This window comes from Kaistella sp., from assembly GCF_041824135.1.
In the GTDB taxonomy this organism is placed as follows: domain Bacteria; phylum Bacteroidota; class Bacteroidia; order Flavobacteriales; family Weeksellaceae; genus Kaistella.
Genome location: NZ_JBGZYM010000101.1, coordinates 21,790 through 47,690, shown reverse-complemented (window position 1 = coordinate 47,690; position 25,901 = coordinate 21,790). Strand labels below are relative to the sequence as shown.

Here is a 25,901-nt window from a genome sequence, read left to right as displayed (position 1 = left end):
TACATTTAAACAGAAGCCAAATCAAATCCGGAAGCGCGTCCCAGAGCATTTTTGCCAAACCGATTTTTCATGCGATCCATGGCTTGGTAAAGATTCATGAGTTCTTCGCTGTCTTCAAATAAATTCATCTGATACGTTCCGTGAACGAGATTGGTAAATCGCAAACCAACCAATCGAAGCCGCATTCTACGGGTGTAGAGTTTTTCAAATAAATCTAATGCGACCCGCGCTAAAGTGTGGTCAATAGAAGTGTAAGAAATTTTGCACTGTTTGGTCTCAGTATCGAAATTAGCATATCGGATTTTTAAAACGACGGTGGAAGTCAGCCACTTTTCTTTTCTTAATTGATAAGCGAGAGATTCTGCCATGGCTGAAATTAACCTTTTGAGTTCGAATAGATCCATGGTGTCATTCGTGAAAGTATGTTCGCTGGAGAGTGATTTTCTTTCGGAATACGGGACAACAGGAGTCAAATCAATTCCGTTCGCTTTTTTCCAGAGTTCACCCCCATTTTTGCCAATCATTTGCTGCAAAACCAAAACGGGCATATCGGCTAAAGTCTGAATGGTTCGGATTCCAACGCGGGAAAGCAATTGAAAAGTGACATCACCAACCATTGGAATTTTTCGGACGGATAACGGATTTAAAAATGGTTTTATATTTTGAGCCTGGATTTCTAATCTTCCGACTGGTTTAGATTCGCCAGTGCCAATTTTTGAAACGGTTTTATTTGTGGACAAAGCAAAACTGATCGGCAAACCTGTATTTTTCGTGACCGAATCAGCAATTTCTTTCGTCCACTGATAACAGCCAAAAAACTGATCCATGCCGGACAGATCCATATAAAATTCATCGATGCTTGCTTTTTCTAAAACAGGAACTTTCTCCTGAATAATTTCGGTGACTTCTTTGGAAAATTTCGAGTAGCGTTCATAATCTCCGCGGATCACTTTGGCTTCAGGACATAACCTCAAAGCCATTTTGATCGGCATCGCTGAGCGCACACCAAAACGACGCGCTTCATAAGAGCAAGACGCCACTACTCCACGGTCACCACCACCAATAATGATAGGAATACCCTCTAGTTTTGATTCCTGTAATCTTTCGCAGGACACAAAAAAAGTGTCCAAATCCATATGTGCAATTGCTCGATTCATGGGTACAAAATTAGTACGTTTTATATCAAAAATTTGTATATTTGTTGCTATAATTTATAGCAATGTCAATTTTATCAGAAAACATGCGGCATCTGAGAGGTCAGCAAAAATATGCTCAACAAAAAATTGCAGATGACCTTTTAATTACCCGCGGGCGATACGCAAAATATGAAGATGGCTCCAGTGAACCGCCTATCGAAATCCTAATTCGTCTGTCTAAATACTACCGAATCAGCATCGATTTATTGGTGGGTTTGGACTTAAGTAAATACTCTTTAGAAAAGATGATGAAACTCCCAGACAATCGGACGATCCTTCCAATCACAGTAGATGAAAAAGGGGAAAATAAGATAGAAATTATTCCCGAAAAAGCGCAGATGGGTTATTTGCAAGGTTACAGCGATCCTGAATATATTGAAAAGCTGCAAACGATTTCCTTACCTTTTTTACGGAACGGAAAATTTCGGGCTTTTCCGGCAAGTGGAGATTCTATGCCGCCTTTTAAAAACGGAACATTCATCGTGGGGAAATATGTGGAAAATGTGACTGATTTAAAGAAAGATAAAACTTATATTTTCATTACCCAAAATGAAGGTGTTGTTTATAAAAGGTTTGAAAAGAAAACAGCTAGAAACATCACCGTGAGTTCCGATAATCCGCTGTACAAACCTTATGATATTAAGCTTTCTGAGCTGGTGGAGATCTGGGAATATGCGTGCAGTATTAACACTTCAGAATTTGAGAATGAAACTTTGGATATGATGACGGTAAAGGAGATGTTTTTGAGTTTGAAGAAGGAGATTGATTTGATTAATAAGAAGTAAAAAGAAACACAAATGTTTTACACCAATTTCAGAAATATCATAAGAAAAAAATTATTTTTTACGGTACATGAAATAAGAGATTAAGAGAAAAACATTGACCAAAACGGCGAAAGCATTCGATAAGATGATGGGAAGTTCTTCTTTGATGAAACCGTACCAAACCCATAAGGAGAGTCCGATAATCAGGAATAGAATCATTAATAAAGATAAATCTTCGACATCTTTATTTTTTAAAACTTTGATGAGTTGGGGCAACATGGCTACGGAAGTAATTCCACCCGCGACCAAACCTAAAATATTTTCGTTCATGCTTTAGTTATGAAAAACGAATGTAGCAAAAAGAATTTGTAAGCTTTTAAAAAGATTTATTTTTTAACCACAAAAGTGGCAAAAGAGAAATGCAAAAATAACTGAATCAAAAGGTTGCAAAATATACAAACTATTCTTTATACACTTTTCCGAAGATTTTAATGGGTAATAATAGAATGCCTTTTCTGTTTGAAAAATATTTAAACCGATTCGTAATCATAAAAAAAATTCCAAAGTAGAAAACCACTTTGGAACTTTTTATTAATTATTCGAAACTAAATGGTTTTTATTTTTGAAGTTGAGCTAATAATATTTCAGCTACTTTTTCAGATGAAGCTGGGTTTTGACCGGTGATCAATAAACCATCTTCTAAAGCATACGGTTCAAAATCGCCAGCTTTACTGTAGATTCCGCCATTTTCTTTCAACATATCTTCTACCAAGAATGGAACAACATCGGTTAACTGTACCAAAGCTTCTTCTGTATTGGTAAATCCAGTTACTTTTTTACCTGTAACCAAAGGTTCTCCATTTGTGCTCTTTACATGTTTCAGAGCTGCGGGCGCGTGACAAACAAAAGAAACCGGTTTATCGGAGTTGTAAAAACTCTCGATCAGTTTTGCGGAAACTTCGCTTTCTGCCAAATCCCATAATGGTCCGTGACCACCTGGATAAAATACGGCATCATAATCATCTGATGAAACTTCAGAAAGTTGATGCGTTTTGCTCAATTTTTCCTGAAGTGCTGAATCACCTTTAAATCTTTTTGTAGATTCAGTTTGATTTTCTGGCTTGTCGCTCGTAGGATCAATTGGTGGTTGTCCACCTTTTGGAGAAGCTAAAATAACGTCAACGCCTTTATCTACTAAATAATAGTAAGGACTTGCAAATTCTTCGATCCAAAACCCCGTTTTTTCGCCGGTGTTTCCTAATTGATCGTGAGATGTTAAGACAAATAATATTTTCATATCTTTTTTTTTAAGTGTTTAAATTTTAATAATTTTTTGAATATTCATATTGAACAATAAATTTTTAACGCAAAGTGTCGCAAAGATTTTTTTAAAAATACTGTTTCACATCCTTATTTAAGTTCGCAAAGGCGTTGCACTTAGCAAAGTCCGCAATGAAATTCACAATACATTTCTTGTAAGATCTACTTTCTAGTAGCTCATTTCGATAATTTTCTGAGCGTCATTCGGAGTCAAAGATTTGTGTTCTCCTAAACCATCCCAGCCTCTTTCGGTAAAACGTTTTGCAACGATACTACCCGTTTCTTCATAATCCTTGGTGTAATCTGATAATTTAATATCGATTCCCAACGATTTGAAAAACTCATCGGTTTTGTTAATTCCAGCGTGCGCTTTTTCTTCCAAAGTTCCTTCCGTAACATTCCAAACGCGTTCAGCATATTGCGCTAATTTTTCTTTCTTGTTTTCGAAGTTATAACGGTAATGATTTCCAGCTAAAATGGCCAAAGTTCGGGCGTGATCGATGCCATAAAGCGCTGTCAATTCGTGACCCATCGAGTGAACTGCCCAATCGCCAGGAACTCCTTGCTGAATTAAGCCATTCAAAGCCATGGTACAACTCCACATAAAATTGGATGCTGCCTCATAATCGGATGGATCTTTCATAATTGTCGGAGCCACTTCAACCAACGTCTGGATGATACTTTCGGCAAAACGATCCTGTAATTTCGCACCAATTGGATACGTCATATATTGTTCTAAAACGTGCGTAAACGCATCAGCAATCCCATTCGCCAGTTGACGTTGTGGAATCGATTTGATAACTTCCGGATCTAAAACAGAAAATATTGGAAACAATCCTGGTCCACCAAACGCTAATTTTTCTTTCGTTTCAGCTCTCGTAATGACCGATCCTGAATTCATTTCTGAACCTGTTGCAGGAAGCGTCAACACCGTTGCGAAAGGCAAACCTTCGGTCACTGGTTTTTTGTTGGTCAATAAATCCCAAGGCGTATCGCCTTCATATAAAGCTGCAGCTGATAAAAACTTGGTTCCGTCGATCACAGAACCGCCACCAACTGCTAAAAGATAAGTGATGTTTTCTTCTTTGATGACTTTCAAAGCATCTAATAAAACGCTGTATTCTGGATTGGCCGGAATTCCACCAAACTCTACAACTTCATATTCTGAAAGTGCTTTTGTAACCTGTTCGTAAATTCCGTTTTTCATAATACTTCCGCCTCCGTAAAGCATCAGTATTTTTGAGTTAGCAGGGATTTCTGTCGAAAGATTTTCTATCTGACCTTTACCAAACAATATTTTTGTTGGATTTCTGTATTTAAAATTGTTCATATTTTTGTTTTTCTGTTTATATTTTTACGATCATTTTTCCTGTATTCTTCCCTTCAAAAAGATTGAGGAAGGCTTGAGGAATATTGTCAAAACCTTCAACTATGGTTTCTTCAGAATGTAGTTTTTCTTCCGACAACCACTGCGACAATTGTTTCATTCCGGCTGGAAACTTCTCGGCGTAATTGCTGACGATAAAGCCTTGCATCAAGACACTTTTACGGATCAGAAAATGTTCAACACGCGGACCTTGCGGTATTGAAGTATCATTGTAAGCGGAGATGGCACCACATACAATAATTCGGCCTAATCTGTTGATATTCGCATGCACGCTGTCGGAAATCGTTCCGCCAACATTGTCATAATAGACATCAACTCCATCCGGACAAACTTCGGCAATTGCTTTGGTCATGTCCTTTGTAGTATTGTAGTTAATAGCATCATCAAAACCAAACTTAGATTTTAGTAATTCTACTTTTTCATCAGTTCCCGCAATTCCGATGACGCGGCAACCCAATATTTTTCCAATTTGACCAACGGTGCTTCCGACGGCTCCAGCGGCTCCAGAAACAACAATAGTTTCTCCTTTTTGTGGTTTCCCAATTTCGGTGAGTCCGAAATAAGCGGTTAATCCAGTCATTCCCAAAACTCCTAAATAATTAGAAAGCGGCGCGAGTTGGTCATTAATTTTTAAAAGATTTTCTCCTTTTGAATTTTGAAATTCTTTCCACTCTAACATTCCTGAGACAAAATCTCCTACTTTAAATTGATCATTTTGAGACTCTGTTACTTCTGCGACGACTCCAGAACTCATTGCTTTTTGAAGTTCAAAAGGAGGAACATAGGATTTTGCATCACTCATTCTTCCTCTTAAGTAAGGATCGACGGAAACAAATTTAGTTTTCAAAAGAATTTCGCCGTCTTTGATTTCTGGCATTTCTTCCTCGATCACTTTAAAGTCTGACTGTTGAGGTTTCCCAACCGGACGACTATTGAGTATGATTGTTTTATTCATTTTTATAATTTTAAAATTAAAAGTTCTTATTGTCAAAAAATATTGAAACAGCTTTAATAACTGAACGTTCATTCTTTTTCAGTGGAAAAAATATTATATCCGAATCGCATCCCAAGCCGCTTGAAAAGTTTCTTTCTTGATTTTTTCATTAACGCTATAAATTTCACGGTCTTGCATTTCCAGTAAAAAAGAAAGCGGATAAATGGTGTAAGCATAAAGAATGTAATCAGAAAGTGGCTTAATGATTCCTTCCTTTCTTCCTTTTTCCCAAAGATTAAGTAAAGGCTGCAAATGTTTTAATCCTTCTACTCTGATCGCCTCATCAATCATGGGACTGTTGTCACATTGGGACAAAAAAGTCGCTTCGTTTATTTGTTTTAATTTGTAATTGGCAATATTAAACCAAATGAGTTCAAAGCCTTTTTTCACGGACAATTCCTCTTGATAGCCTTCAAAAGCACAGGCACTGAACGATTCTTTTACTTCTAAATAAAGCGTATTAATTAAATCCTGTTTATGTTCAAAATAAAGATAGATCGTTGCTGGTGACACGCCCGCAAGTTTGGCGATCTTAGACATTGGGGTGTTATGAAAGCCGTGATTATTGACCAAAGTCAAAGTCGCATTCAATAAAGCACTTTTTTTATCGGTGATCTTTTCTTTCTTAAGCATTGTTTAAAACCTTTTTAGATGAAGTAAACTTGTAAGAATTCCAAGAAAGCCAAATTAATAGAAACTGAATTGCTAATCTGATATACGCAAAAGTCGGACTTCCAATAACAGGTTGTTCCCGCAAAGCATCTTCAATGTGAAGCGGTAAGAAAATCACCATTAATATCGCAATTCCTAAAATGCCATATTTGGTATATTTTTGATTTAAAAATAAAGTGACCACTCCCAAAAGCAACTCCACCACTCCTGATAAATAAACGATGGCTAGCGGAAAAGGTAAATAGGACGGCACAAAAGGCAGATAGAATTCGGGATTCCATAAATGCTGAATGCCGGCAACCATCATTAACACTGCTAAAAGGATGCTTACAATCACCCAAAAAATTACTTTCATTTTCGTTTACTTTTTTTGATAGTACAAAGATACAAAAAAAAGAATGAACGTTCATTTTTAAATTTCAGTAATTCGATTGAAACTATCTAAATTCACAATCGATTTTAGCAAGAGTTTGACCACCTTTTAAAAATTTTAAAATCTTAAAGCTGACCTTTTAATAATGAGTTATCGTGTATAAGATTGCGCAAAGAAAATTTAATTCTAAAAAAATGTTTGAAAAATAATATGCTGCGTTTGAAAATATGATTTAATCGATGCTAATTTTTATACGTCCAACCTCTTCTTCTAACGCGGACGTAAACTCTTTTCATTTTCGTTTTTCTGGCAATTAAATCAGACACACTGATGACCGTTAATAAAGAAATAAAAGCCAGGGCTCCAAGCGCACCACCAAAACCTTCGAAGAAAAGACTTTTGTTGCAGTAAATAATACTGAATAAATTGCCGGCAACAGCCAAACGAAAATAACTTCCGTACGATTTAGCGGAAACCATACCGATGAAGGAAGTTCCCATAAAGACCAAAGGAATATTTTTGGTGAGATAAGGATTAAAGATGTTCGGGAAACTGTAGAAAAACAATCCGACCGCAATCGACAGCAAAGCGGAAGACCGAATCGGACCCAGTTGATAACGTTCACTTACACAAAAAGTAAGTGTCGCACCGAGAATTCCAGCGACGGTTGTCATGATTAAATCGTTCATAGTAACCAATTAATTAAAGAGATAATGACCATACTGCCGAAGGCAATACTTCCGAATTTTCCGCCAATCCCAACGAATAGATTTTTTGCAAGCATAAAAAAGAGACCTGCTAAAATTCCGGCAGCAATGACAAAACCAATCGATGGTGCAATTTTGACACTCGACATTCCTATGAAAGCTCCACAATAAATAGCGGCTGGTAACTTGTTAAAATAGTCTGATTTTTTATCGATGGAAGGTAACAAGGAAGCAACTGCACCCGTAATGCCGACTGATAAAACACTTCCGAGATCGGTTGATGTATTCAACAAATAGCAAATCACCGCTCCAATCGGTACCCAAACTACGACAGAAATATTTTCGTAAACATATTCTTCATGATGTAAATCCAAATATTTATACCCTGATATCAGTACTAAGGTCACTGCGATTATGGAAAGGATGGTCGCAAAATTATTCGATTCATATTGCTCTTTAATAATCATTAATAAAAATATAAGCTGTACAAATAAAACAGTTGATATCATCAAAAACCGAGCGGCTTTGTGTTTTTTCATGAAGTAAAATTCTTTCCTGAGAATGTGGTTTAGGGATGGTAGATGGCTGTTTTTTCAGCGTGCAAAAATAGGGAGAATCAGCGAACCATTATTATCAGCGCGATGTTCATTTAAAATAATCATTATAGACAGAAAAATCTCATGATCTATCTGTAAGTCAAAAACATTGTTTTTAAATTTGAGAACAACAAAACCCCAGCATAACCAGGGTTTTGAAATTGATTGATTATTATGAAAAATATTAATTCCCTCTGTACGTAGAATATCCGTAGGCAGATAAGGTAATCGGTACGTGGAAATGGTTTTCACCTTTGATCTCGAATACGACCTCAATAAAAGGGTAAAAAGAATTTTGGTTTAAACTTTTAAAATAAGGTGCTGTAAAATAAGTCAACTTATAAATTCCTTCATTAGAAACTCCTTTTGTTTCCTTTAAAAAATCGGTGATCCGACCATTTTTATCGGTGACCTTTTCGTCTACAGTCATCCAGTTTCCGGCTTTGTCCTGTTTTGCTAAAGCGATCTTAACACCGGGAGCGGGTTCGCCTTTAGTAACATCTAAGATGTGACTTGACAATTGAAATTTTGCTTCTTGGGCGAAGCTGAAACTTGCAAAGGCAAGCATAAGTACGATTAAAAAATTTCTTGATTTCATTTTAATTATTTTATTTATTTACTTGTTTTAAATCCTAACTGTTGTACGGCTTTCAAGGCGATATTGTGATCATTTTCGCCGCTTCCACCGCCGGAAACGCCTAAGCTTCCTACGAGTTCACCATCTTTCCAGATTGGTGTTCCGCCTCCTAATAAAAGTAATTCTGGAAGGGTATTTAAATTTCGCGCACTTTCGTTACCTGCTGCATTTTTCATCAGGTCATAACTTGCCGTTTTTGTCGATAATGAAGTGAACGCTTTTCTTCGGGAAGCCTCTGTATTGTGTGGTCCTACGTTATCTGCTTTCAGAAGTAAAAGGGTCACGCCAGAAGAATTAAGGACAGCAACCGATACTTTTTTATCTAATTTTTGAGCTTCAAGTCCGGCTTGTTCTGCTAACTTTAAAGCTCCCGCCTGATTCAGACTGTTTTCTTTCTGTACATATTGCGCCGACACCATGCAGGTCATAAAAAGTAGCAAAGTTGTGATAAAAATGTTTTTTCGTATGATCATCATTGTAAAAATTTTAATTGAAGGCATAGTGCTATACTGCACCTTCTTCGTGAACGGTATTTTTAATCTTTAATAATTTTTAAGTAGGAAATTTAATTGCTAATTACGCAGGAGCCTTTTTTTTTCTTTACTCAGGAATTCGTGAGAAATTCCTAAATAGGCAGCGATCTGATGTTGCGCAATTCTTTGATTAAGGGTTGGATATCTTTCCATAAAATCAAGATACCTTCTCTCCGCCGTTTTGTGAAGCATGCTGATCATTCTTAGATGCATGGAGGATAAAGACTTTTGATTCATAATTCGGAAGAGCTTTTCCACTTTAGGAATATCTATATACAATTGCTCTTTCGTAGCGCGATCGATGCTTAAAATCACAGAATCTTCCAACGCCTGAATATTTAATTTCGAAAATTTGCCAGAAACAAAACTGCCGATATCTAAAACCCACCAATCTTCAATTGCAAAATAAAGAATATGTTCTTTGAGGTTTTCGTCCTGATAAAAAACTTTAAAACAACCTTCGAGCACATAGCTTTCAAATTAGCACACTTCGCCTTCATTTAAAATAACTCTGTTCTTTTCTACGGTTTCAAGCGTGTAACAAGATATAAAATGGGCTAACTCATCTTCCGACAAATCAACGTATTTCAGAATGTTTTTTTCAAAAGAAGGGAACGACCCCATATTGTTTCAGTATTGTTTGATGTAGCTTTCACTTGTTTCAAGTGCTGCATACAATCCGCCCAAGGCATTCAGTCCCACCAAAAAAGATTCGGTGATCTGTTCAGCTGGAATTACTTTGCCATTCAGTTCCCGATCTCTCGTGGTCACTGCATCTGTGATGATTGTATTGTGAAAACCAAAATCCATAGAAGCTCTTGTCGTTGAACTTACACAAACGTCGGTCATCATGCCGCAAATTACTAAATTTGAAATAGATTTCTCCTTTAAATAGTCTAATAATTCAGTTTCTCTAAAACTATTCGGGTAGTTTTTGACGATCACCTTTTCCGTTTCCAAGGGAGCTACACTTTGGTGAATCTCGGCACCCTTGGTTTCCGGTAAAAAGAAAGTCGCTCCTTCCTGAACGCCGATATGTTGAATATGAATAACCGGCATTTCGTTTTTTCTAAAAAAGGAAAGCACTTTACCTGCTTTTTCTGCCGCTTCACTGGGCGCTGATAATTACATGGTTCCGCCTGGGAAATAATCATTTTGAATATCGATCAGCAGTAAGGCCGTTTTGTTGTTAATTTCTTGTTTCATCAATTTTTGTTTGTATTAAGGAGGTTGTTGTAAATCTATCTGAAATACTTTATAATTTTCAACGAATATTTCTACCTCTATTATGATGATGCAAAGTTAGGTCGGCGACGAAAAAGAACATGTTGAACTAGTTCAATAAATTTTAATTTGTTCATTTTTTAATAAGATGAGTCCAAAGAATCAATTAAACACTTCGCTGAAAATTGAGAAATCGCTACAAAGAATCTATTCGTGAATTGAGAAAAGCTTATCAGTTTAAAACCAAATAATCAATCATTTACTTCATATCGGCACGAATAAATTCATGTCTTTGCGTCCGGAATATTGGTCTTCACTCCCTCTCTAAAGTTTAGCGGCGGCTGATTAAAAATAAAATTGATGTAAAAATTAAAATATCCTCTTTGGAAATATCAAAAATAATGCGATTTTTGCCGACGAAGAAATGGCTCGATAATGGATAGGTGCTATTTCAGCCACTACTTTCTCAAAAAAGAGTATTATTTTTAAAATTAAATTAAAATAATAATCGTATTCTTTTTGAAAATCATAAAACAACTATGTCCTTCGTTATTACTTTTAAAACTTAAAATCACAATGATCAAATCTTCAATCTTCTTTCTTTTAATACTATGCTCAACGGTCAACGCTCAAACTAAAATGGATGATATTTTAGGAAACTGGATGGCCACCGATAAAAGTGTAAAAGTTCAAGTATATAAAGAAGGTGGGACATTTAAGGCCAAAGTAATCTGGTACGACATTAAACTGGGAAGTGGAAAACCCATGCACGCCAGTGTTGACCACCGCAATCCTAATCCCAAGATGAGACATAGAAAAATAATTGGAATGGAAGTTTTGGACGGTCTGCACTTTAATTCTGCCACCAAAAGATGGGAAAACGGAAAAATTTATGATGCCTCCAGCGGTAGAACCTGGGACTCGTACGCCGAAATTAGAGCGGATGGCGAATTGATTGTTCGCGGCTATTGGAAATGGCAATGGATCGGTAAAACGCTGCATTTCGAAAGATACTAACGCAAATTCTTTTTGTGATTAAAGTTTACGTTTCAAAATTAGTCTGTTCAACAATTCCTTGATTTTTTTATTTCAAACTTTATTTCTGTGCTATTCCTATAAACGAAGCGGGAGTTAATGGTTATCTTTGCAAAAAGTTTACACTTAATTTTCAATTTATTTATGTCAGTAGCGCTTTATAATCCGTTTCAGGATTTAATATTCGACGATCAATTTTGCTTTTTAACCGGTGATTTAACCACCGAAAAAATGACTGTTTATCCGCTGTGGTTGATGGATCATTTTAAATTTGGCACCGACCGAATTGAAATGATGGATAAATCGAAGTCCTACACTTATGCAGATCTTCAATTGCCATGTTCACCACGCGTAAAAAAAGCATTCGAGGCGTTAGAAGAAAAGGTTCAGGCTGCCTATCAAAATGGCTACGACGGAATAAAGACTCTCGATGAAGAGGAGCTTTTTCTCTGGACCGGTCGCATGGTTTATGGAATGTTGTATTACGAAATGCGCTACGAAAGCGCACGCATGATGCGATTAAGAGAACCTTTTGACTTGTCGGCTACCTTACGGGAACGTTTTGGAAATTTGCATTTAATGCTGCAATCGATTGTCGAGCCTATCTCTTTTGTAGACCAGAAACCCTGGACTATTGCTGTATTCCCTTTAAAATATTCGGCTGACATTTTTAGTTATCGCGATGATACCGTTAATCTATTGTTCCAATTTGGTGTCAACGGTTTTGGCCTGATTGCGTGTTTGCAGGATAATGGAATAATTGGCGAAAAGCAGAAAGAAATTCTAGAAAAAATGGACGGTCATGTTTTGCATCCAATACAATTTGAAGAGTTGTTCGCCCGATTTCATTACTCCGATTATATTCTGCAGTATAAACCAGAATACAAAATTGAAAACACAGAGAATGGAATTACAATAGAAGCAATACCTATCACCGCAAATGCCGATAGACCTGTGTTTGGATTTTGGGATGATGAAGTTTTTGCACAATTGCTCACCAATTACTGGTCAGTTTACGGAATTCAAAGTGAAGATATTATACAGTTTCAAAAACCTTTTTTAAGTTTCCTGGAGAATCCGTATTCGAAAGATTTTGTGAAACCGGAAAGTATTGATCTGCCTTTTTAAATTAGTTTAATATTCATTGTGCTGCGACCACAAAAGTCACAAAGATTGTCTGATGTACTTCTTTCAAAAGTTCAAAAAAGAAGCGTGAAATAGAGATGAATAGAAATTTTTACAAATTTAAATCAGGATTTTTTGGCCATCATTACGTAGATAAGAGTAGTATCAATAAAAGCTCGCAACATTTTGTTTAAACATTTAAGATATTGATTTCTTGCGAACTGTTTATGTTTTAACAATAATGAATTCTTAAGATCATCAAATTTCAATTTAGTCAGATTGATCTTCTTGTTTTTCCACGTACAATCTATTAACCAAAGTCATCACAATTGCTACCAACGGCGTTGCTAATAAAACGCCCCAAAAGCCAGCAATAACACCCATCGCAACCTGTCCGAAAACCAATAAGGCTGGTGGAACACTGACCATTTTTTTCTGAATTAAAGGTTGCGTTACAGTGCTTTGAATAATCTGAATCAAGGTGAAAAGTCCTACTACCAATAAAGCAGTGTTGGGGCCTTGCATTAATCCCAGTAAAGTGGCAGGAATGAGCGCGATCAAAGGTCCAAAATTCGGAATAAAATTAAGTAATCCAGCCACCAATGCTAGCGCTAAAACCAACGGCAGTCCCAGCAGCCAGAGACCTAATCCTGTCAGGATAGCGATGAAAAAGAAACCGAAAATTTGACCTTTTAACCAGTTTTTTAATACTTGATGGATTTCGTTCCATAAGTTTTCGGCAGTGGCTTCTCCCCCAGTCGGTATCAGATGAATAACTCCAGTTCGATAAATTGCAGGACTGGCTGTAAAAAACATACCCAATAAAATCACAATATAAAGATCGCTTAATATTCCAAATGTAGAAGAGAAAAAGGTCTTAATAACGGCACCAGTTTTACCTGAATCCAAAGTGTTTGTAGCATAATTAAGAATTTTTTGTCCAAGAGGTTTTTCAGACAGCCATTGTTTCGCATTTTCAACTGTTTGCGGAAGTTTGGTTGATAGTTCATCCAACTGTGAATTTAAACGATCGCCCACAAACCAAAAGAAAAGTCCGATCACCACTACATTAAAAACTACTCAAAGAATAAGAGCATAAGGTGAACCTATTTTTAATTTACGTTTGAGCAGATCTGCACAACCATGAAAATAAATAGCCATTAAGGCACCAGCCAGAACCAGAAGCAATAAGTTGAGAAGCGTAGCAAATAAATAGGCGATTAAAATTATTAAAAGCAGAATTCCCGCCGCGATCCAGACTTTATTTTTAAAACTTTTCTGGTAGTCATAATTTTTTTCCATAAGGTGATTTTAAAGTTGGTAAAGAAGGAATATGTAATAACTGTAAAAGTAAAGGTAGAAATTTGAGAATAAAGCATAACAATTGAATTTTAAATTTCGTACTTTTTGTTTCAACGATTTCTATTTTTTATCTCAATGTAAGATGCCGCTCGGGTTAAAGTTGTACGTTCCTTTTAGTTTTTGTTAGGATGTCTTACAAAGGGAATTGGTGAAATTTCAAAGCAGATAAGTTTTGGATTCATATCTTTATTTTTCTTAAAGCCAAAAACTACAAGTTTAATAGAATTGTATTTGGAGAATTGATCTTCCGATGGAAAATCTCTGGTTCAATTTAGAAGCGTTCTAAGGATCTCAAATCTTGAAGATCAGTTTTTCATTGATTTTAAAATAAATATATTTGTGTAAAGAAAGATTATGAAAAAATCCAAAATCACACTCCTTGCGCTCGCTTCCGTACTTTTATTTTCCTGTACGGTGCAGCAAAATAGTGCCTCCGAGTCGACTACCCAAGAACAAGTTGCCCAAAATAGTGGAAATAGCATCGACCGTTTTGCCGACATCGAAGTACTTAAATATCAGGTGCCGGGCTGGACCGATTTAACTTTAAAGGAAAAAGAATATGTCTACTATCTGAGTCAGGCGGGTTATGCAGGCCGAGATATCAGCTATGATCAGAATTATCAACACAACCTGAAAATTCGCCGTGCGCTGGAAAATATCTACCAGAGTTATAATGGCAATAAGGACACTGCAGACTGGAAAAATTTCGAGATCTACCTAAAGAGGATTTGGTTCTCCAACGGCATTCATCACCACTACTCCAACGAAAAGATCAAACCTACTTTTTCAAAAACATACTTTGAAGAACTTTTAAAAACGACTGGCACCAAACTCGATGCGCAGGTCGCTGATATCATTTTTAATACGACAGATTCCAAAAAGGTGAATCTGGATTTGAGCAAAGGATTACTTCGTGGTTCTGCTGTTAATTTTTATGGCGACGGCGTCACTTCTGACGAAGCTGAACAATTTTATGCCAATATGAAAAGTCCGGATACTAATCGTCCGCTTTCTACTGGCTTAAATTCTAAATTGGTTAAAGAAAACGGAAAACTAATTGAAAAAGTTTGGAAAAGTGGCGGCATGTATGGAGCGGCCATTGACAAGATCACTTATTGGTTAGAAAAAGCCAAGACCGTCACCGAAAATCAAAAGCAGGCAGATGCTTTAGCGCTGTTGATCAAATATTATAAAACCGGTGATCTAAAAGCGTGGGATGATTATAATATCGCGTGGGTCGGAGCAACTGATGGCAATATTGATTACAATAACGGTTTTATCGAAGTCTACAGCGATCCTTTAGGTCATAAAGGTTCCTACGAGAGTGTAGTTCAGATCAAAGATTTTGATATGTCGCGAAAGATGGAAGTCCTTTCCAAAGAAGCGCAGTGGTTTGAAGATCATACGCCGCTACTGCCGCAACATAAGAAAAAGAATGTGGTAGGCGTCAGTTATAAAACGGTCATCGTCGCCTCAGAATCTGGAGACTCTTCACCGAGTACGCCTATTGGAGTTAACCTTCCGAATGCAGACTGGATCCGGGCGGAACACGGCTCAAAGTCTATCTCGTTGGGTAACATCATCGACGCCTACAATCAGGCGGGAGGCTCAGGTCGTTTAAAAGAATTCGTTAACGATGAGGAAGAACTTCGCCTGGCCGAAAAATATGGTGAACTATCAAGCAAGCTTCACACTGCGCTTCATGAAGTGGTAGGTCACGCTTCGGGCCAGATCAATCCTGGTGTAGGTACGCCGAAAGAAACTTTAAAAAGTTATGCTTCTACGATGGAAGAAGGACGCGCGGATCTGGTTGGACTTTATTTCCTTTACGATCCGAAGTTGCAGGAATTAGGTTTAACAGACAACTGGAAAGAATTGGGCATGGCAGCATATGATAATTATATCCGAAACGGATTGATGATGCAACTGGTGCGACTTGACCCGGGTGCCGAGATTGAAGAATCACACATGCGGAACCGCCAATGGGTCAGTGCGTGGGTTTTTGCGAAAGGTAAAAAAGATAACGTCATCGAAAAAGTAGTACGTAATGGAAAAACTTATTTCAACATTACTGATTACGGTAAATTGCATGATCTGTTTGGTCAACTCTTACGCGAAACACAGCGCATCAAATCCGAGGGAGATTATAATGCCGCCAAAAATCTGGTGGAGAATTATGGAGTGAAAGTAGATCAGGCCATTCACAAAGAAGTACTGGCGCGGAATGCAAAATATGACGAAGCACCTTACCGTGGATTTGTGAATCCTTATATCACGCCAGTTATCGGTAGCAATGGCAAAGCGACGGACTATGTCTTGAAATATCCTAAAACTTTTGCGGAACAGATGCTGAAATACGCGAAGGAATACAGTTTCTTACCTGATAATAACTAAGCAGAATGCCACCGGAAAGGGTGGCATTCTCTTTTTAACCCTTCGAAAGACAGAGCGTCTGTAAACAATGAAGAAGGGATGAAAGTAAATCACTTTCTGAAAAAAAGATTGAAGCATCCGCGCAGAAGCATTTTTCTTCATAAATTTTACAGCACAATTCCCAAAGTATAACAGGAGCAAATTCCGATCGATTTTTTGTTAACCAATCATTCACTTTAACTAGTGACCCCATTTTACACGTACTCAAAATACAGTTTTTTTTGCATTTTTTACAGAAACATTCTCATGAACTCCCGCAGGTTCATAATCCTTATCTAGTTTGCATTTTGCAATTTCTGCTGCGCTCAACAATTTCCCTTCAAATGCTTTTTTTAGAATGCTTTGTCTTAAGGCTTTTGCTTTTACTAAACTTTCTGCAATGCTTTCTTCTACTTTGTCGCATACCGATAAACGCGATTCTATTTCTTGGACGATTTTTTTTTGTTCTTTTGGATCAGGGAAAGGGATTATAGTATTTTTTATTATTGATAAATTTAAATTAGGCTGAACTCCACCACTAGAAAGTAATCTTATTTCTTCGTAATTTTTAATAAAAAACCATTTAACAAATTGCTTTGAATCTTTAAATTCGTCAAATATTGTTATTCCTGCTAATGCTTGATTTGTTGTGGTATCAATTTTTAATTCTGAACATTTTCCTCTAGTTTTTCCTTCACCATACATCGCCACAAGTAAAGAACCCTTTGGAATAATCTTACAATTCGTATCTTTAATTGCCTTTTCAGTTATATATTCTGACGGTTCTGTAACAAAATCATTATTTACAACAGTACTCGTAACCCAAGGAATTGTACCATTTTTCCAAAAGTCTGTATTTCCTCTTTTTGGCGTACCACCAGTATTTACGTAAGCAATATCAATAATCTTTCTTTCAGTATATTGTCCCTCAAACGCTCTTTTCATAACCGCTTGTCTATAAATAAGCAATTGCTCTTGTGCTTTTTTGAGGTCGGCAATTCCGCTGTCTAAACTGCTGAACAATTCTTCTATTTTTTTAAAGATTGCAGTTTGTTCCACTAAAGGTGGAAGTTGGAATTTCTTTTTAGCAAAAACTGAAATCCAATATCTTTTATGTGTGTCATTTCTAATCTGATTAACCTGCATCGCATAAAAAATCAAATGTATATTTACCAATTTGCTTTTTGGTACTAATATTTTCATTGCAGATGATTTTACTTTAAATTTAAAGTTTACAAATTGTGTTGCAGTCGTAAAATCATCAAATATAATAGTTGGTAAATTATCAAAAATGCCATCCGTTTCATCTGTATAACCTTTTATAAAAGTTTTTCCAGCAGTTAAAACAGGAGTTTTGAAATCATCATTGTAATTTGTACTTTTTACAATGTATTTTGTTGGCTGTACGTAATCTAATAAATCTTCAAAAGTACATTCTGCCCAATCTTTTCTCACCTGCTTCTATTTATTTTTTTCATAATTCTGTCAAAAAAGCTCATACTTTTATTTCCTTTATTAATATTTCCATTAACAGTATTTCTTGGTAAAAGATTAAGCTTTTCATTAATCTCTTCTTTCCATTCCTTAAGGCTATCTAGATTAACATCTGCATTTTGTTCATATTTATTTACTTCTTCCATCTCCTGCTCAATTAATTTTACTTGATCATGTAAATTTCTCTTGAAATATTCTAATAGATTATTATTATTTTCGTTAGAGTTAATCTGCTTTAATTTCAAAAGATCAAGGATTATATCATTCCAATCATTTAGGTAATCATGATGGATCATCACGTAACTTGCATATGCCAAACACATTCTTTTGAATTTAGGTTTTTCAATATGAGCTAATACAAAATTAGATTTATCTTCCTTTTTAAATAATTCAAAATAGCTTTCTTCAGCATCTTCGTAGTTTTGAAAAGAATATATTGCAGATGTATTATCAGTTTTCACTTCAAATATAAAATACCTTTTATCTTCAAAACTTGTCACATTTAACCACTCAAGTCGAATTCTAGAGTAGTTTTTTAAAAAAACACCAAATAAATTAGAGTATATTTCATGTTTTTTATCAATGTTAATTATTTTCTGCTTTTGAGTAATGTCTAATTTTTTCTTTCTTGATAGATAAAAAAGAAATTCTTGTAAATCTTCATGTTTTTCTCCCTCTTTGAGTTTTAAACTATAAACATGATCTATAATTTCAACAAGTGATGACCAAATATGTGTTTCTTTAGTTCTTACTTGAATTTCTAATTTGCGTTTTGGATTAATTGGACTTTCTATATAAACGTGATAACCATTGTAACCATCTTCTTTCGGATTTTTTATATAATCATTTATACTGAGAACATTAAATCTTAATTGTAATTGTGAGATTACGGTATTAATATTATCATCTCTGTACAAGATAATTCTGCAACCTGCTATATCTCCCATGTTTCCTAGTTGCATAGTGGGTTCTCGCTTAATTTTAGATAAAATAGATTCTATTCTTTTAACTCTAAAAGCTGTAATACTGTCTGTACCTCCAATTTGCGCAATATCAGAAACAATTGATACCACTACAGAAAGGTCATCCTTAAAAGAAGTCCTGTAATTTTGTAATAGATTAATTTGTTCTTCACTCGGGTCTTGATTATTTTCAATAAGATTTCTAATATCCTTTCCTAATCTATTCGCTGTAGATTTCGATATTACATTTGATTTTTCTAATTCCATAAATCTACGCTGCTAAAACTTCATTCAGTTCATTAATAATCTCATTCATCTCGTTTCCAAATAATTGATGCATTTTTCCTCTTCCACCTTTTGCATCAAATGGCGTGAAGTCTAAATCGTCTATCTCAATATGGTAACTGCTTACCACGTGGTCTTTAATCATGCGCAACCAGTCCAATTGTTCTGCGGAGAAACGGTTGTGTTGTCCGGTGTGTTGTTTAAAAATCCATTTATTAAAATTATCATCAATGGTTTTATCATAAGGTGTGAGTTTTTGGTCTATTCCACACGCTTTTCTAATCAAAGAAACCAAGGCAGTGAGTTCGTCTTTTGGCTGTTTGCTTTTTTCAGAATCTAAAGTGTTATATGCATCCCAAACATAATCTGGTGCTAAAAGTGGTTTTTCTAATGTCAGTTTTTCCATCACTTCTTTTATCATTTTAAAAGTGATGTTTCGGCGGTTGTAAGGTTGGTTGTAGAAAATGCTCAATGCTTTTATTTCATCTTTATTGGCTTCCAAATAGGCGGTAAAATCTTTTACAATTTCGGTGGCTTTATCTACAGAAGTGGTTTCCCATTCGCTTTTGGTAACGGTATCGATGTTGATGGCATCTATAATTTGTTCGTGCTGTTTTCGCACATTATCTACATATTCATTAAACTTTCCGTTGAAGGTTTTGCTTGCCTGCAAAATCAATTCTTCCTGCACTTTTTTCTTGGCTTGTTCTAGCAAAGCAGGAGTTCTTTCTTGCACCGGAACTTTCTCTATTTCAATCTGTGCTTTGGTTTCAATTTCGTCTTGGTCAAAAGCAACAATCAATTCCTTAGTAATTTGTTTTAAATTTTTACCACCAGAAAATTCTAATAATTGGTCTTTTTCTTTGTCGGTAATTTGCTTTTCTAATCGGATCAATCGGTTGGCTAAAGACAAAAACAAATCTTCTTCTGCAACTCCCATCGTAACTGCTTCCAATAAATCTTTCAAAGATTCGGTAGGTTTTCTTTCCAACGGTCGGCTATCCGTTTTTTTAGATTTTGTAGCACCAACTGCATCTACAATCACGAAATGGGTTTTACTTTTTGCCGTTTTAGAAACGAGTTGCAAAGAATCAGGGTTAATGGTTCTCGTTCCACGACCTTTCATTTGCTCAAAATAATTGATGCTTCTCACATCACGCATAAACAGAAGCACTTCCAAAGGTTTCACATCTGTTCCAGTCGCAATCATATCTACCGTAACTGCAATACGTGGATAATAAGAATTTCGGAAGCGGTTCAAAACAGATTTTGGATCTTCCTCGGCTTTGTACGTTACTTTTTTACAAAAATCATTTCCCTCATCAAATTCTTCACGGATGATTTTAATAATATCGTCTGCATGACTATCCGTTTTGGCAAACACCAAAGTTTTTGGAACCTCATAATCGCCATGTTCATCAATTCTATTTGGGAAAATGGTCGTTTTCAATGCTCTTTTATATTCCCGAATGATATTTCTTATTTGGCTTGGATTGACTACTTTTTTATCTAAATCGTTGCTTTTGTAGTCGGTATCTTCATCTTCCTGCTGCCATCTTTTTCTACGTGTGAGTTTATCACGACGATCAACAAACCATCCAGATTCTATTAAAGCACCTTTTTGGGTAATATCAGTTTCAATGAGATAAACTTCTTGGGGAACATTCACTCCATCAATTACCGATTCTTCATAAGTATATTGGCTCACCACATTCTCATTGAAAAACCCGAACGTTCTTTTGTCGGGAGTTGCCGTTAAACCAATAAGGAAAGCATCAAAATAATCTAAAACTTGTTTCCAAAGATTGTAAATTGAACGGTGCGCTTCATCAATAACGATAAAATCAAACTGTTCAATTGGAACGTTTGGCGTGTATTCTACAGGAACGGCTTTGGTTTTTGCCATTTTGTTTTGCAACCACGTATTTTCATTGGGATTTTCCAATTCCGAACTTTCGTCCAATTCTTCTCCTTTTAAAATAGAATACAATCGTTGAATGGTAGAAATACAAACCTGGCTATCAGAAGAAATATAACTGGAAGACAAACGCTGAACATTGTATAATTCGGTAAACTTACGGTTATCATCATTCGGCTGAAAAGTCATAAACTCTTGTTCTGCCTGTTCACCCAAATTTTTGGTATCAACCAAAAACAAAATGCGTTTTGCATCAGCAAATTTCAACAAACGATAAACAAAACTTGCAGCAGTAAAAGTTTTTCCTGCACCAGTCGCCATTTGAATTAAGGCTTTTGGTCTATTTTTTTTGAAGGAATGCTCCAGATTATTGATGGCGACAATTTTCGCTGGACGAAATCCTGTTTCATCCAAAGCAGGAATCTGAAATAATCTTTCTCTTAAACTTTTTCCTTTTTTTAACCATTCGGCAACGGTTTCCGGTTTATGAAAACTAAAAACATTTCTACCTCTTGGTTTTGGGTCTCTATAATCTGTAAAACGGGTAATTGTTCCAGTGCTTTCATAAACGAAAGGCAAAGGATCGTTATTTAAATATTTTAATTTAGCATTGGCATAATTGGCGGATTGTTCTTCTACGACAGTCAATCTATGACCTTCGTCTTCCCGTTTCGCTTCTATAATCCCAACAGGTTTTCTATCAACAAAAAGAACATAATCAGCCGGACCAACATCAGTTTGATATTCTCGTACAGCAACTCCTTTGCTTGCATGGATATCCACTTTATTTTTGGACTGAACAACCCAACCAACTTCACGCAACATCGCATCGATTTTATCTCGCGCTATCTGTTCCGGGTTTTGATTTATAGGTGCAGTCATTTAGTTTTTTTGAAGGCTTTCAAAAATAGGAAAATAAAATGGTTATTCCGCGTGAAGGGATAGTACAACAGGGTACATTTATGCAAACAATGAAATAACATGAAGTGATTGCTCCTTATTTATAGCAAATAAGTCATTGATGTTAGTTACACATTTCTCCCGTAATTCACTTTTTACAGTGAATACAAAAAAATAAAAAATTAATGATTCCGAAATCGGTAGCTAAAAACATCTCTTTCTACCGGATTTTTCGCATTGGAACCGGTGCCAGCTTTAGTCGAACTGCAAAATGCCAGCATCTGTTAAATATGGATCGTTTGTGCGAATGAAGACTTCAAAGTTTCGATTGTGTTCGACTTGATGTCCATTCCGGCACTTTTAAGATTCGCGGAACAAAGGCAAACTTCGTGGGAATCAAAGAAAAAATTCCTCAACAATTAGGTTTAGGAATTTTATGGGGAGAACTAGGTTTTTCTATATACAACCTCTTAAAAACCAATAAACATTAACTACACTCGTTTTCAACTATTTACAAAGATCACACGTTGCCAAGTGAAATTTTACTTAAAGCAAAATAAGCAATCCCAAATAAAAACTGTTTCAACCCTTTTTACCTTACAGTCATCATCGCAGTACTTTATATTTCACCTTTAAAATCCCATCGTTCAAATTCCCAATTTTTTTGAAAGCACCCTGACTCAAATCGAAGGCTCTACCTGATTTTAAAGGACCTCGATCATTAATTGTTACCAATACTTTTTTCGAATTTTCGGTATTGATGATTTCTACTTTGGTCCCAAAAGATAAGGTTTTGTGAGCGGCCGTCATTTTGGAATGTCTGTAAACATCGCCGCTTGCAGTTTTTTTTTCGTTAAATTTGTTTGCGTAATAAGAAACTGTTGTAGATTGATAAGAAGAGCGAGCAGCACCCGAGTTTGCGCCACAAGAATGTAAAGCAATACTCAGGAGGACGATCAGTAAAAGATTGAAGGATTTATTGAGTGCAGAGGTTTTTATCATTTCTTTGTTTCAGGCCGAGGTGAAGATTGAATTTCTTTTTAAAATCTTAAAGTTTGCAAAAATACTTTTTTTAAAATTCGGGAGGAAATCACTTCAACATAGTTTATTGCTACATCTAGAATCCCAACTAGGTCTCCGATTTCCCTTCGGGAATCCGGTCGAAACCTATAATTATCTGGAAAACAATTGAAAATAAATCAGTCAGAAGCTTGCGTTGTAGAAATTTAGGAAGTAGTCAGTCCAAGGCTAAAATTGACAAAGAGCGGCATTTGAAATCTTTCCAAATTAATTGCAGAAATTGATCAGCTTCAATGGAGAATACATCGGGAATAACTCTACACTTCATCAAACGGAAAATAACAGGTTGAACTTTTCATATTGTCGGCGGGAGAACAATTCCTAAAAGCAAAAAAAAATTCCTAAACAATTAAGTTTAGGAATTTTGGGCGGAGAACTAGGGATTCGAACCCCAGGACCTGTTACAGTCAACAGTTTTCAAGACTGCCGCAATCGACCACTCTGCCAGTTCTCCAACTAAAATTGATTTCTCTTTTTCAGTGGTGCAAATATAAAGACCTTTTCGATAGTGACCAAATTATTTTCGAAAAAAATTTTAATCTGTTCATTATCAAAGTGAAAATTAATTTTTAGCCACCTGTAAACCGAGGTAAACCGCGCCTAAACCTACCATCACACTCAATAATATGTAAAATAACAAGATCGGATAGTTGTCATTTTCATACAAAGAGAAGTTCTCGGCTGAAAACGTAGAGAAAGTAGTAAAGCCACCACAAAATCCGGTGATCAACAAAAACTTCAGATAATTATCCACTTTAAGGAAATAAGAAGTAAGCACGCCGATCAGGAAACAGCCTATGATATTCACCACAAAAGTGCCCATCGGAAAGGAATTTACATTCCATAACTTCTGGGTATAGTTGGAGATCAGGAAGCGCAATACACTTCCTAATCCGCCTCCTATGAATATGTAGAAGAGATTTCTGATGGGGTGGTTTGTTCGGTGTTAGATGTTTGGTGCTGGGTGTCAGCTTAAGTTATAAAATAAAAGTCTGGACTATTACATCTGGTTTTCTTTTACTTTTTACCTGGCTCTTTTTACCTGGCTCTTTTATAACTATACCAGTTCTCCTAAATATTTCTCAGCATCCATGGCGCCCATACATCCACTTCCGGCTGCAGTGATCGCCTGTCGGTAGTGGCTGTCCTGAACATCACCTACGGCAAAAACTCCGGGTAAATTTGTTTTCGAAGATCCAGGAATAGTATTGATATATCCGTTTTCATCTAAATCGATCTGACCTTTAAATACTTCTGTATTAGGTTTGTGACCAATGGCAATAAAAATTCCGTGAACATCGATCTTTGAAGTTTCCTGAGTTAGATTATTAATCACGACACCTCTTTCCACTAAATTATTTTCACCTTCAATTCCAGTTAATTCATGATTGAATTTCACTTCGATATTTGCGGTGTTGTTCACACGATGAATCATCGCTTTGGAAGCACGCATATAATCTTTACGCACCAAGATCGTTACTTTATTCACCAACTTCGCCAAATAAGTTGCTTCCTCGGCGGCAGTATCTCCGGCTCCGACCACGATCACATCTTTTCCTTTGTAGAAAAATCCGTCACATGTTGCACAAGCAGAAACTCCACCACCCATGTACTTCTTCTCATCGTCTAAGCCCAAATATTTTGCTGTAGCTCCGGTGGAAATAATAACGGTCTTCGCCAAGATCTCTCTATTTCCCGCCCACAATTTATGAACGCCGCCAACTTCCTGAGAAAATTCGGCTTTGGTGATCATTTCATAGTGAACTTTGGTTTCGAATCTTTCGGCTTGCTTTTGCAGATCCATCATCATTTCAGGACCTGTAATTCCGTTGGGATAGCCGGGGAAATTGTCAACTTCTGTGGTTGTGGTTAATTGTCCACCTGGCTCTAAACCGGTAAATAATTCTGGTTTTAAGTCGGCTCTGGCTGCATAAATTGCTGCTGTAAAACCGGCTGGTCCTGAACCTACAATCACACAGTCTAAAATATTGTCTTCCATTATTTATTATTAGATTTAAAATTGATTTTTAAGTTGTCAAAAATCGTGATTTATTTTGGGGTAACGAAGCTTTTGGTGATGAATTTTGTCAATTGCACCGTTTTAGTTTTCGTTTAGAAATTTCACAAAGTAGGTTAGAATTTCTTTTTTCTGGTCTATCGTACCGCTTTTATCCATGTCATTATGAATGGTATTCGGAAGTTTAATGATCGTAATTCCTAACTTTTTCTGTTCTTCTAAAGTTGGCAAAACACCATCGTCGGCTGGTTGATCACTGGAACGCAACGAATACATTTTCGGTTTTGAGAGATGAGGGAAAGGATATCTCCTTTGGTCTAAAGTGATCAGTTTCCAAACCAGATCTGAATGTTGCTCCACAAACAAAACACTCATGTCGCCGCCATTGGAATGTCCAGCGATAGTGACTTTTTGATAATTGAGCCTGGTGAAATCTCTCTTTAATTGATTCAGAACAAACAGTATGTTCTCGGCACCGCGATCCCAGTTTGGACGTCGCACCACTTGCGGTTTACCTTCTAAAGGAACTAGATCATCAGTTGGAAGTTCATGTTGAATACTGGCGACGAAATATCCTTTCTCAGCTAAATTGGAGAGCAAATAGTTGTAGTCCAAGTTACTGTCGGGATTATTTCTGCCGTAGCCATGACTGAATATAACGACAGGCATTTTTTTAAATGCTAAACTTTCGTTGTAATAAAAAGCAACCGGAATTTTTCGGTCTCTGGACGCGTCAAAATAATCAACACTTTTATTAGGCTGGGAAACATCTTCGATGGTCGAATTACGGTTCGTTTTACACGAAAACAAAAATAGAAACAAAGAAAAAAATACGAGTTTCTTCATAGAGCAATTTTTTAATTTTATAAATATGGGTTAATGTAAATCCACGTTGCGACCCGGCTTGA

The 25,901-nt window shown here is 36.3% G+C and carries 25 protein-coding genes, 1 tRNA gene and 1 pseudogene; 4 read left to right on the top strand and 23 right to left on the bottom strand.

Annotation, left to right across the window (positions count from 1 at the left end; all coding sequences use genetic code 11):
- Nucleotides 1-5: 5 nt before the first annotated feature.
- A complete protein-coding gene (gene dinB, locus ACEYOS_RS13075; protein ID WP_373708175.1) occupies nucleotides 6-1,157 on the bottom strand; it encodes a DNA polymerase IV in 1,152 nt (383 codons plus the stop codon).
- Between the two features lie 62 nt (nucleotides 1,158-1,219).
- On the opposite strand from dinB, the gene ACEYOS_RS13070 reads away from it, so the two are divergent.
- Nucleotides 1,220-1,981 carry an XRE family transcriptional regulator gene (locus ACEYOS_RS13070; protein WP_373708174.1) on the top strand — a complete coding sequence of 254 codons (762 nt, stop codon included), beginning with the start codon at nucleotides 1,220-1,222 and terminating at the stop codon, nucleotides 1,979-1,981.
- Nucleotides 1,982-2,032: 51 nt separating this feature from the next.
- Here the strand turns inward: ACEYOS_RS13070 and ACEYOS_RS13065 are convergent, their stop codons facing one another.
- From ACEYOS_RS13065 to ACEYOS_RS13010, 12 genes and pseudogenes are all read right to left on the bottom strand, one after another.
- The gene (locus ACEYOS_RS13065; RefSeq protein WP_373708173.1) at nucleotides 2,033-2,290 is read right to left on the bottom strand and encodes a SemiSWEET transporter; all 258 of its coding nucleotides are present in this window, start codon (nucleotides 2,288-2,290) and stop codon (nucleotides 2,033-2,035) included.
- Between the two features lie 286 nt (nucleotides 2,291-2,576).
- Complete coding sequence (locus tag ACEYOS_RS13060) at nucleotides 2,577-3,257, bottom strand: type 1 glutamine amidotransferase domain-containing protein (protein ID WP_373708172.1); 681 nt, start codon at nucleotides 3,255-3,257, stop codon at nucleotides 2,577-2,579.
- A gap of 192 nt (nucleotides 3,258-3,449) precedes the next feature.
- The gene (locus tag ACEYOS_RS13055; RefSeq protein ID WP_373708171.1) at nucleotides 3,450-4,610 is read right to left on the bottom strand and encodes an iron-containing alcohol dehydrogenase; all 1,161 of its coding nucleotides are present in this window, start codon (nucleotides 4,608-4,610) and stop codon (nucleotides 3,450-3,452) included.
- A 16-nt stretch (nucleotides 4,611-4,626) separates the two neighbouring features.
- Complete coding sequence (locus tag ACEYOS_RS13050) at nucleotides 4,627-5,622, bottom strand: NADP-dependent oxidoreductase (RefSeq protein ID WP_373708170.1); 996 nt, start codon at nucleotides 5,620-5,622, stop codon at nucleotides 4,627-4,629.
- A gap of 93 nt (nucleotides 5,623-5,715) precedes the next feature.
- Nucleotides 5,716-6,294 (bottom strand): TetR/AcrR family transcriptional regulator, encoded by a 579-nt coding sequence (locus tag ACEYOS_RS13045; RefSeq protein ID WP_373708169.1) that lies wholly within the window; start codon nucleotides 6,292-6,294, stop codon nucleotides 5,716-5,718.
- Nucleotides 6,287-6,688: a hypothetical protein gene (locus ACEYOS_RS13040; protein ID WP_373708168.1), complete on the bottom strand. Its 402-nt coding sequence runs from the start codon at nucleotides 6,686-6,688 to the stop codon at nucleotides 6,287-6,289. The genes ACEYOS_RS13045 and ACEYOS_RS13040 overlap by 8 nt, the downstream gene beginning before the upstream one ends.
- Before the next feature lie 260 nt (nucleotides 6,689-6,948).
- Nucleotides 6,949-7,395 carry a hypothetical protein gene (locus ACEYOS_RS13035; protein ID WP_373708167.1) on the bottom strand — a complete coding sequence of 149 codons (447 nt, stop codon included), beginning with the start codon at nucleotides 7,393-7,395 and terminating at the stop codon, nucleotides 6,949-6,951.
- Nucleotides 7,392-7,952, bottom strand: a complete 561-nt coding sequence (locus ACEYOS_RS13030) for a hypothetical protein (protein WP_373708166.1) — start codon at nucleotides 7,950-7,952, stop codon at nucleotides 7,392-7,394. The genes ACEYOS_RS13035 and ACEYOS_RS13030 overlap by 4 nt, the downstream gene beginning before the upstream one ends.
- Before the next feature lie 241 nt (nucleotides 7,953-8,193).
- A complete protein-coding gene (uraH, locus tag ACEYOS_RS13025) occupies nucleotides 8,194-8,607 on the bottom strand; it encodes a hydroxyisourate hydrolase (RefSeq protein ID WP_373708165.1) in 414 nt (137 codons plus the stop codon).
- Between the two features lie 14 nt (nucleotides 8,608-8,621).
- Nucleotides 8,622-9,074, bottom strand: a complete 453-nt coding sequence (locus ACEYOS_RS13020) for a heme-binding protein (protein ID WP_373708224.1) — start codon at nucleotides 9,072-9,074, stop codon at nucleotides 8,622-8,624.
- Nucleotides 9,075-9,218: 144 nt separating this feature from the next.
- Nucleotides 9,219-9,647 carry a Crp/Fnr family transcriptional regulator gene (locus ACEYOS_RS13015; RefSeq protein ID WP_373797590.1) on the bottom strand — a complete coding sequence of 143 codons (429 nt, stop codon included), beginning with the start codon at nucleotides 9,645-9,647 and terminating at the stop codon, nucleotides 9,219-9,221.
- A 162-nt stretch (nucleotides 9,648-9,809) separates the two neighbouring features.
- Nucleotides 9,810-10,277: pseudogene (locus ACEYOS_RS13010) on the bottom strand (cysteine hydrolase family protein); the annotation flags it as partial.
- 702 nt (nucleotides 10,278-10,979) lie between these two features.
- Here ACEYOS_RS13010 and ACEYOS_RS13005 point away from each other — a divergent pair.
- Both ACEYOS_RS13005 and ACEYOS_RS13000 read left to right on the top strand, forming a co-directional pair.
- On the top strand, nucleotides 10,980-11,420 hold the full coding sequence (locus ACEYOS_RS13005; protein ID WP_373708163.1) for a DUF2147 domain-containing protein: 441 nt from the start codon (nucleotides 10,980-10,982) through the stop codon (nucleotides 11,418-11,420).
- 162 nt (nucleotides 11,421-11,582) lie between these two features.
- Complete coding sequence (locus tag ACEYOS_RS13000) at nucleotides 11,583-12,566, top strand: hypothetical protein (protein WP_373708162.1); 984 nt, start codon at nucleotides 11,583-11,585, stop codon at nucleotides 12,564-12,566.
- Nucleotides 12,567-12,833: 267 nt separating this feature from the next.
- Here the strand turns inward: ACEYOS_RS13000 and ACEYOS_RS12995 are convergent, their stop codons facing one another.
- Together ACEYOS_RS12995 and ACEYOS_RS12990 are read right to left on the bottom strand one after the other, a co-directional pair.
- The gene (locus ACEYOS_RS12995) at nucleotides 12,834-13,625 is read right to left on the bottom strand and encodes an AI-2E family transporter (protein ID WP_373708161.1); all 792 of its coding nucleotides are present in this window, start codon (nucleotides 13,623-13,625) and stop codon (nucleotides 12,834-12,836) included.
- An 18-nt stretch (nucleotides 13,626-13,643) separates the two neighbouring features.
- A complete protein-coding gene (locus ACEYOS_RS12990) occupies nucleotides 13,644-13,865 on the bottom strand; it encodes a hypothetical protein (RefSeq protein ID WP_373708160.1) in 222 nt (73 codons plus the stop codon).
- Between the two features lie 414 nt (nucleotides 13,866-14,279).
- Between ACEYOS_RS12990 and ACEYOS_RS12985 the strand changes: the two genes are divergently transcribed.
- Entirely contained in the window at nucleotides 14,280-16,319 is a 2,040-nt protein-coding gene (locus ACEYOS_RS12985) for a dihydrofolate reductase (protein ID WP_373708159.1), read from the top strand.
- Nucleotides 16,320-16,562: 243 nt separating this feature from the next.
- On the opposite strand, the gene ACEYOS_RS12980 is transcribed toward ACEYOS_RS12985, so the two are convergent.
- The 8 genes from ACEYOS_RS12980 to ACEYOS_RS12945 all read right to left on the bottom strand — a co-directional run bounded on the left by ACEYOS_RS12980 (nucleotide 16,563) and on the right by ACEYOS_RS12945 (nucleotide 25,839).
- The gene (locus tag ACEYOS_RS12980; protein WP_373708158.1) at nucleotides 16,563-17,792 is read right to left on the bottom strand and encodes a restriction endonuclease subunit S; all 1,230 of its coding nucleotides are present in this window, start codon (nucleotides 17,790-17,792) and stop codon (nucleotides 16,563-16,565) included.
- A complete protein-coding gene (locus tag ACEYOS_RS12975; protein ID WP_373708157.1) occupies nucleotides 17,789-19,060 on the bottom strand; it encodes a hypothetical protein in 1,272 nt (423 codons plus the stop codon). The genes ACEYOS_RS12980 and ACEYOS_RS12975 overlap by 4 nt, the downstream gene beginning before the upstream one ends.
- Before the next feature lie 4 nt (nucleotides 19,061-19,064).
- Nucleotides 19,065-21,878 (bottom strand): type I restriction-modification enzyme R subunit C-terminal domain-containing protein, encoded by a 2,814-nt coding sequence (locus ACEYOS_RS12970; RefSeq protein ID WP_373708156.1) that lies wholly within the window; start codon nucleotides 21,876-21,878, stop codon nucleotides 19,065-19,067.
- A 624-nt stretch (nucleotides 21,879-22,502) separates the two neighbouring features.
- Entirely contained in the window at nucleotides 22,503-22,898 is a 396-nt protein-coding gene (locus tag ACEYOS_RS12965; protein ID WP_373708155.1) for a septal ring lytic transglycosylase RlpA family protein, read from the bottom strand.
- A gap of 447 nt (nucleotides 22,899-23,345) precedes the next feature.
- Nucleotides 23,346-23,430, bottom strand: a tRNA-Ser gene (locus tag ACEYOS_RS12960).
- A 108-nt stretch (nucleotides 23,431-23,538) separates the two neighbouring features.
- Complete coding sequence (crcB, locus tag ACEYOS_RS12955) at nucleotides 23,539-23,880, bottom strand: fluoride efflux transporter CrcB (RefSeq protein WP_373708223.1); 342 nt, start codon at nucleotides 23,878-23,880, stop codon at nucleotides 23,539-23,541.
- A gap of 153 nt (nucleotides 23,881-24,033) precedes the next feature.
- On the bottom strand, nucleotides 24,034-24,975 hold the full coding sequence (gene trxB / locus ACEYOS_RS12950; RefSeq protein ID WP_373708154.1) for a thioredoxin-disulfide reductase: 942 nt from the start codon (nucleotides 24,973-24,975) through the stop codon (nucleotides 24,034-24,036).
- A gap of 102 nt (nucleotides 24,976-25,077) precedes the next feature.
- Nucleotides 25,078-25,839, bottom strand: coding sequence for an alpha/beta hydrolase family protein (locus ACEYOS_RS12945; protein WP_373708153.1), 762 nt, complete (start codon nucleotides 25,837-25,839; stop codon nucleotides 25,078-25,080).
- Nucleotides 25,840-25,901: the final 62 nt, after the last annotated feature.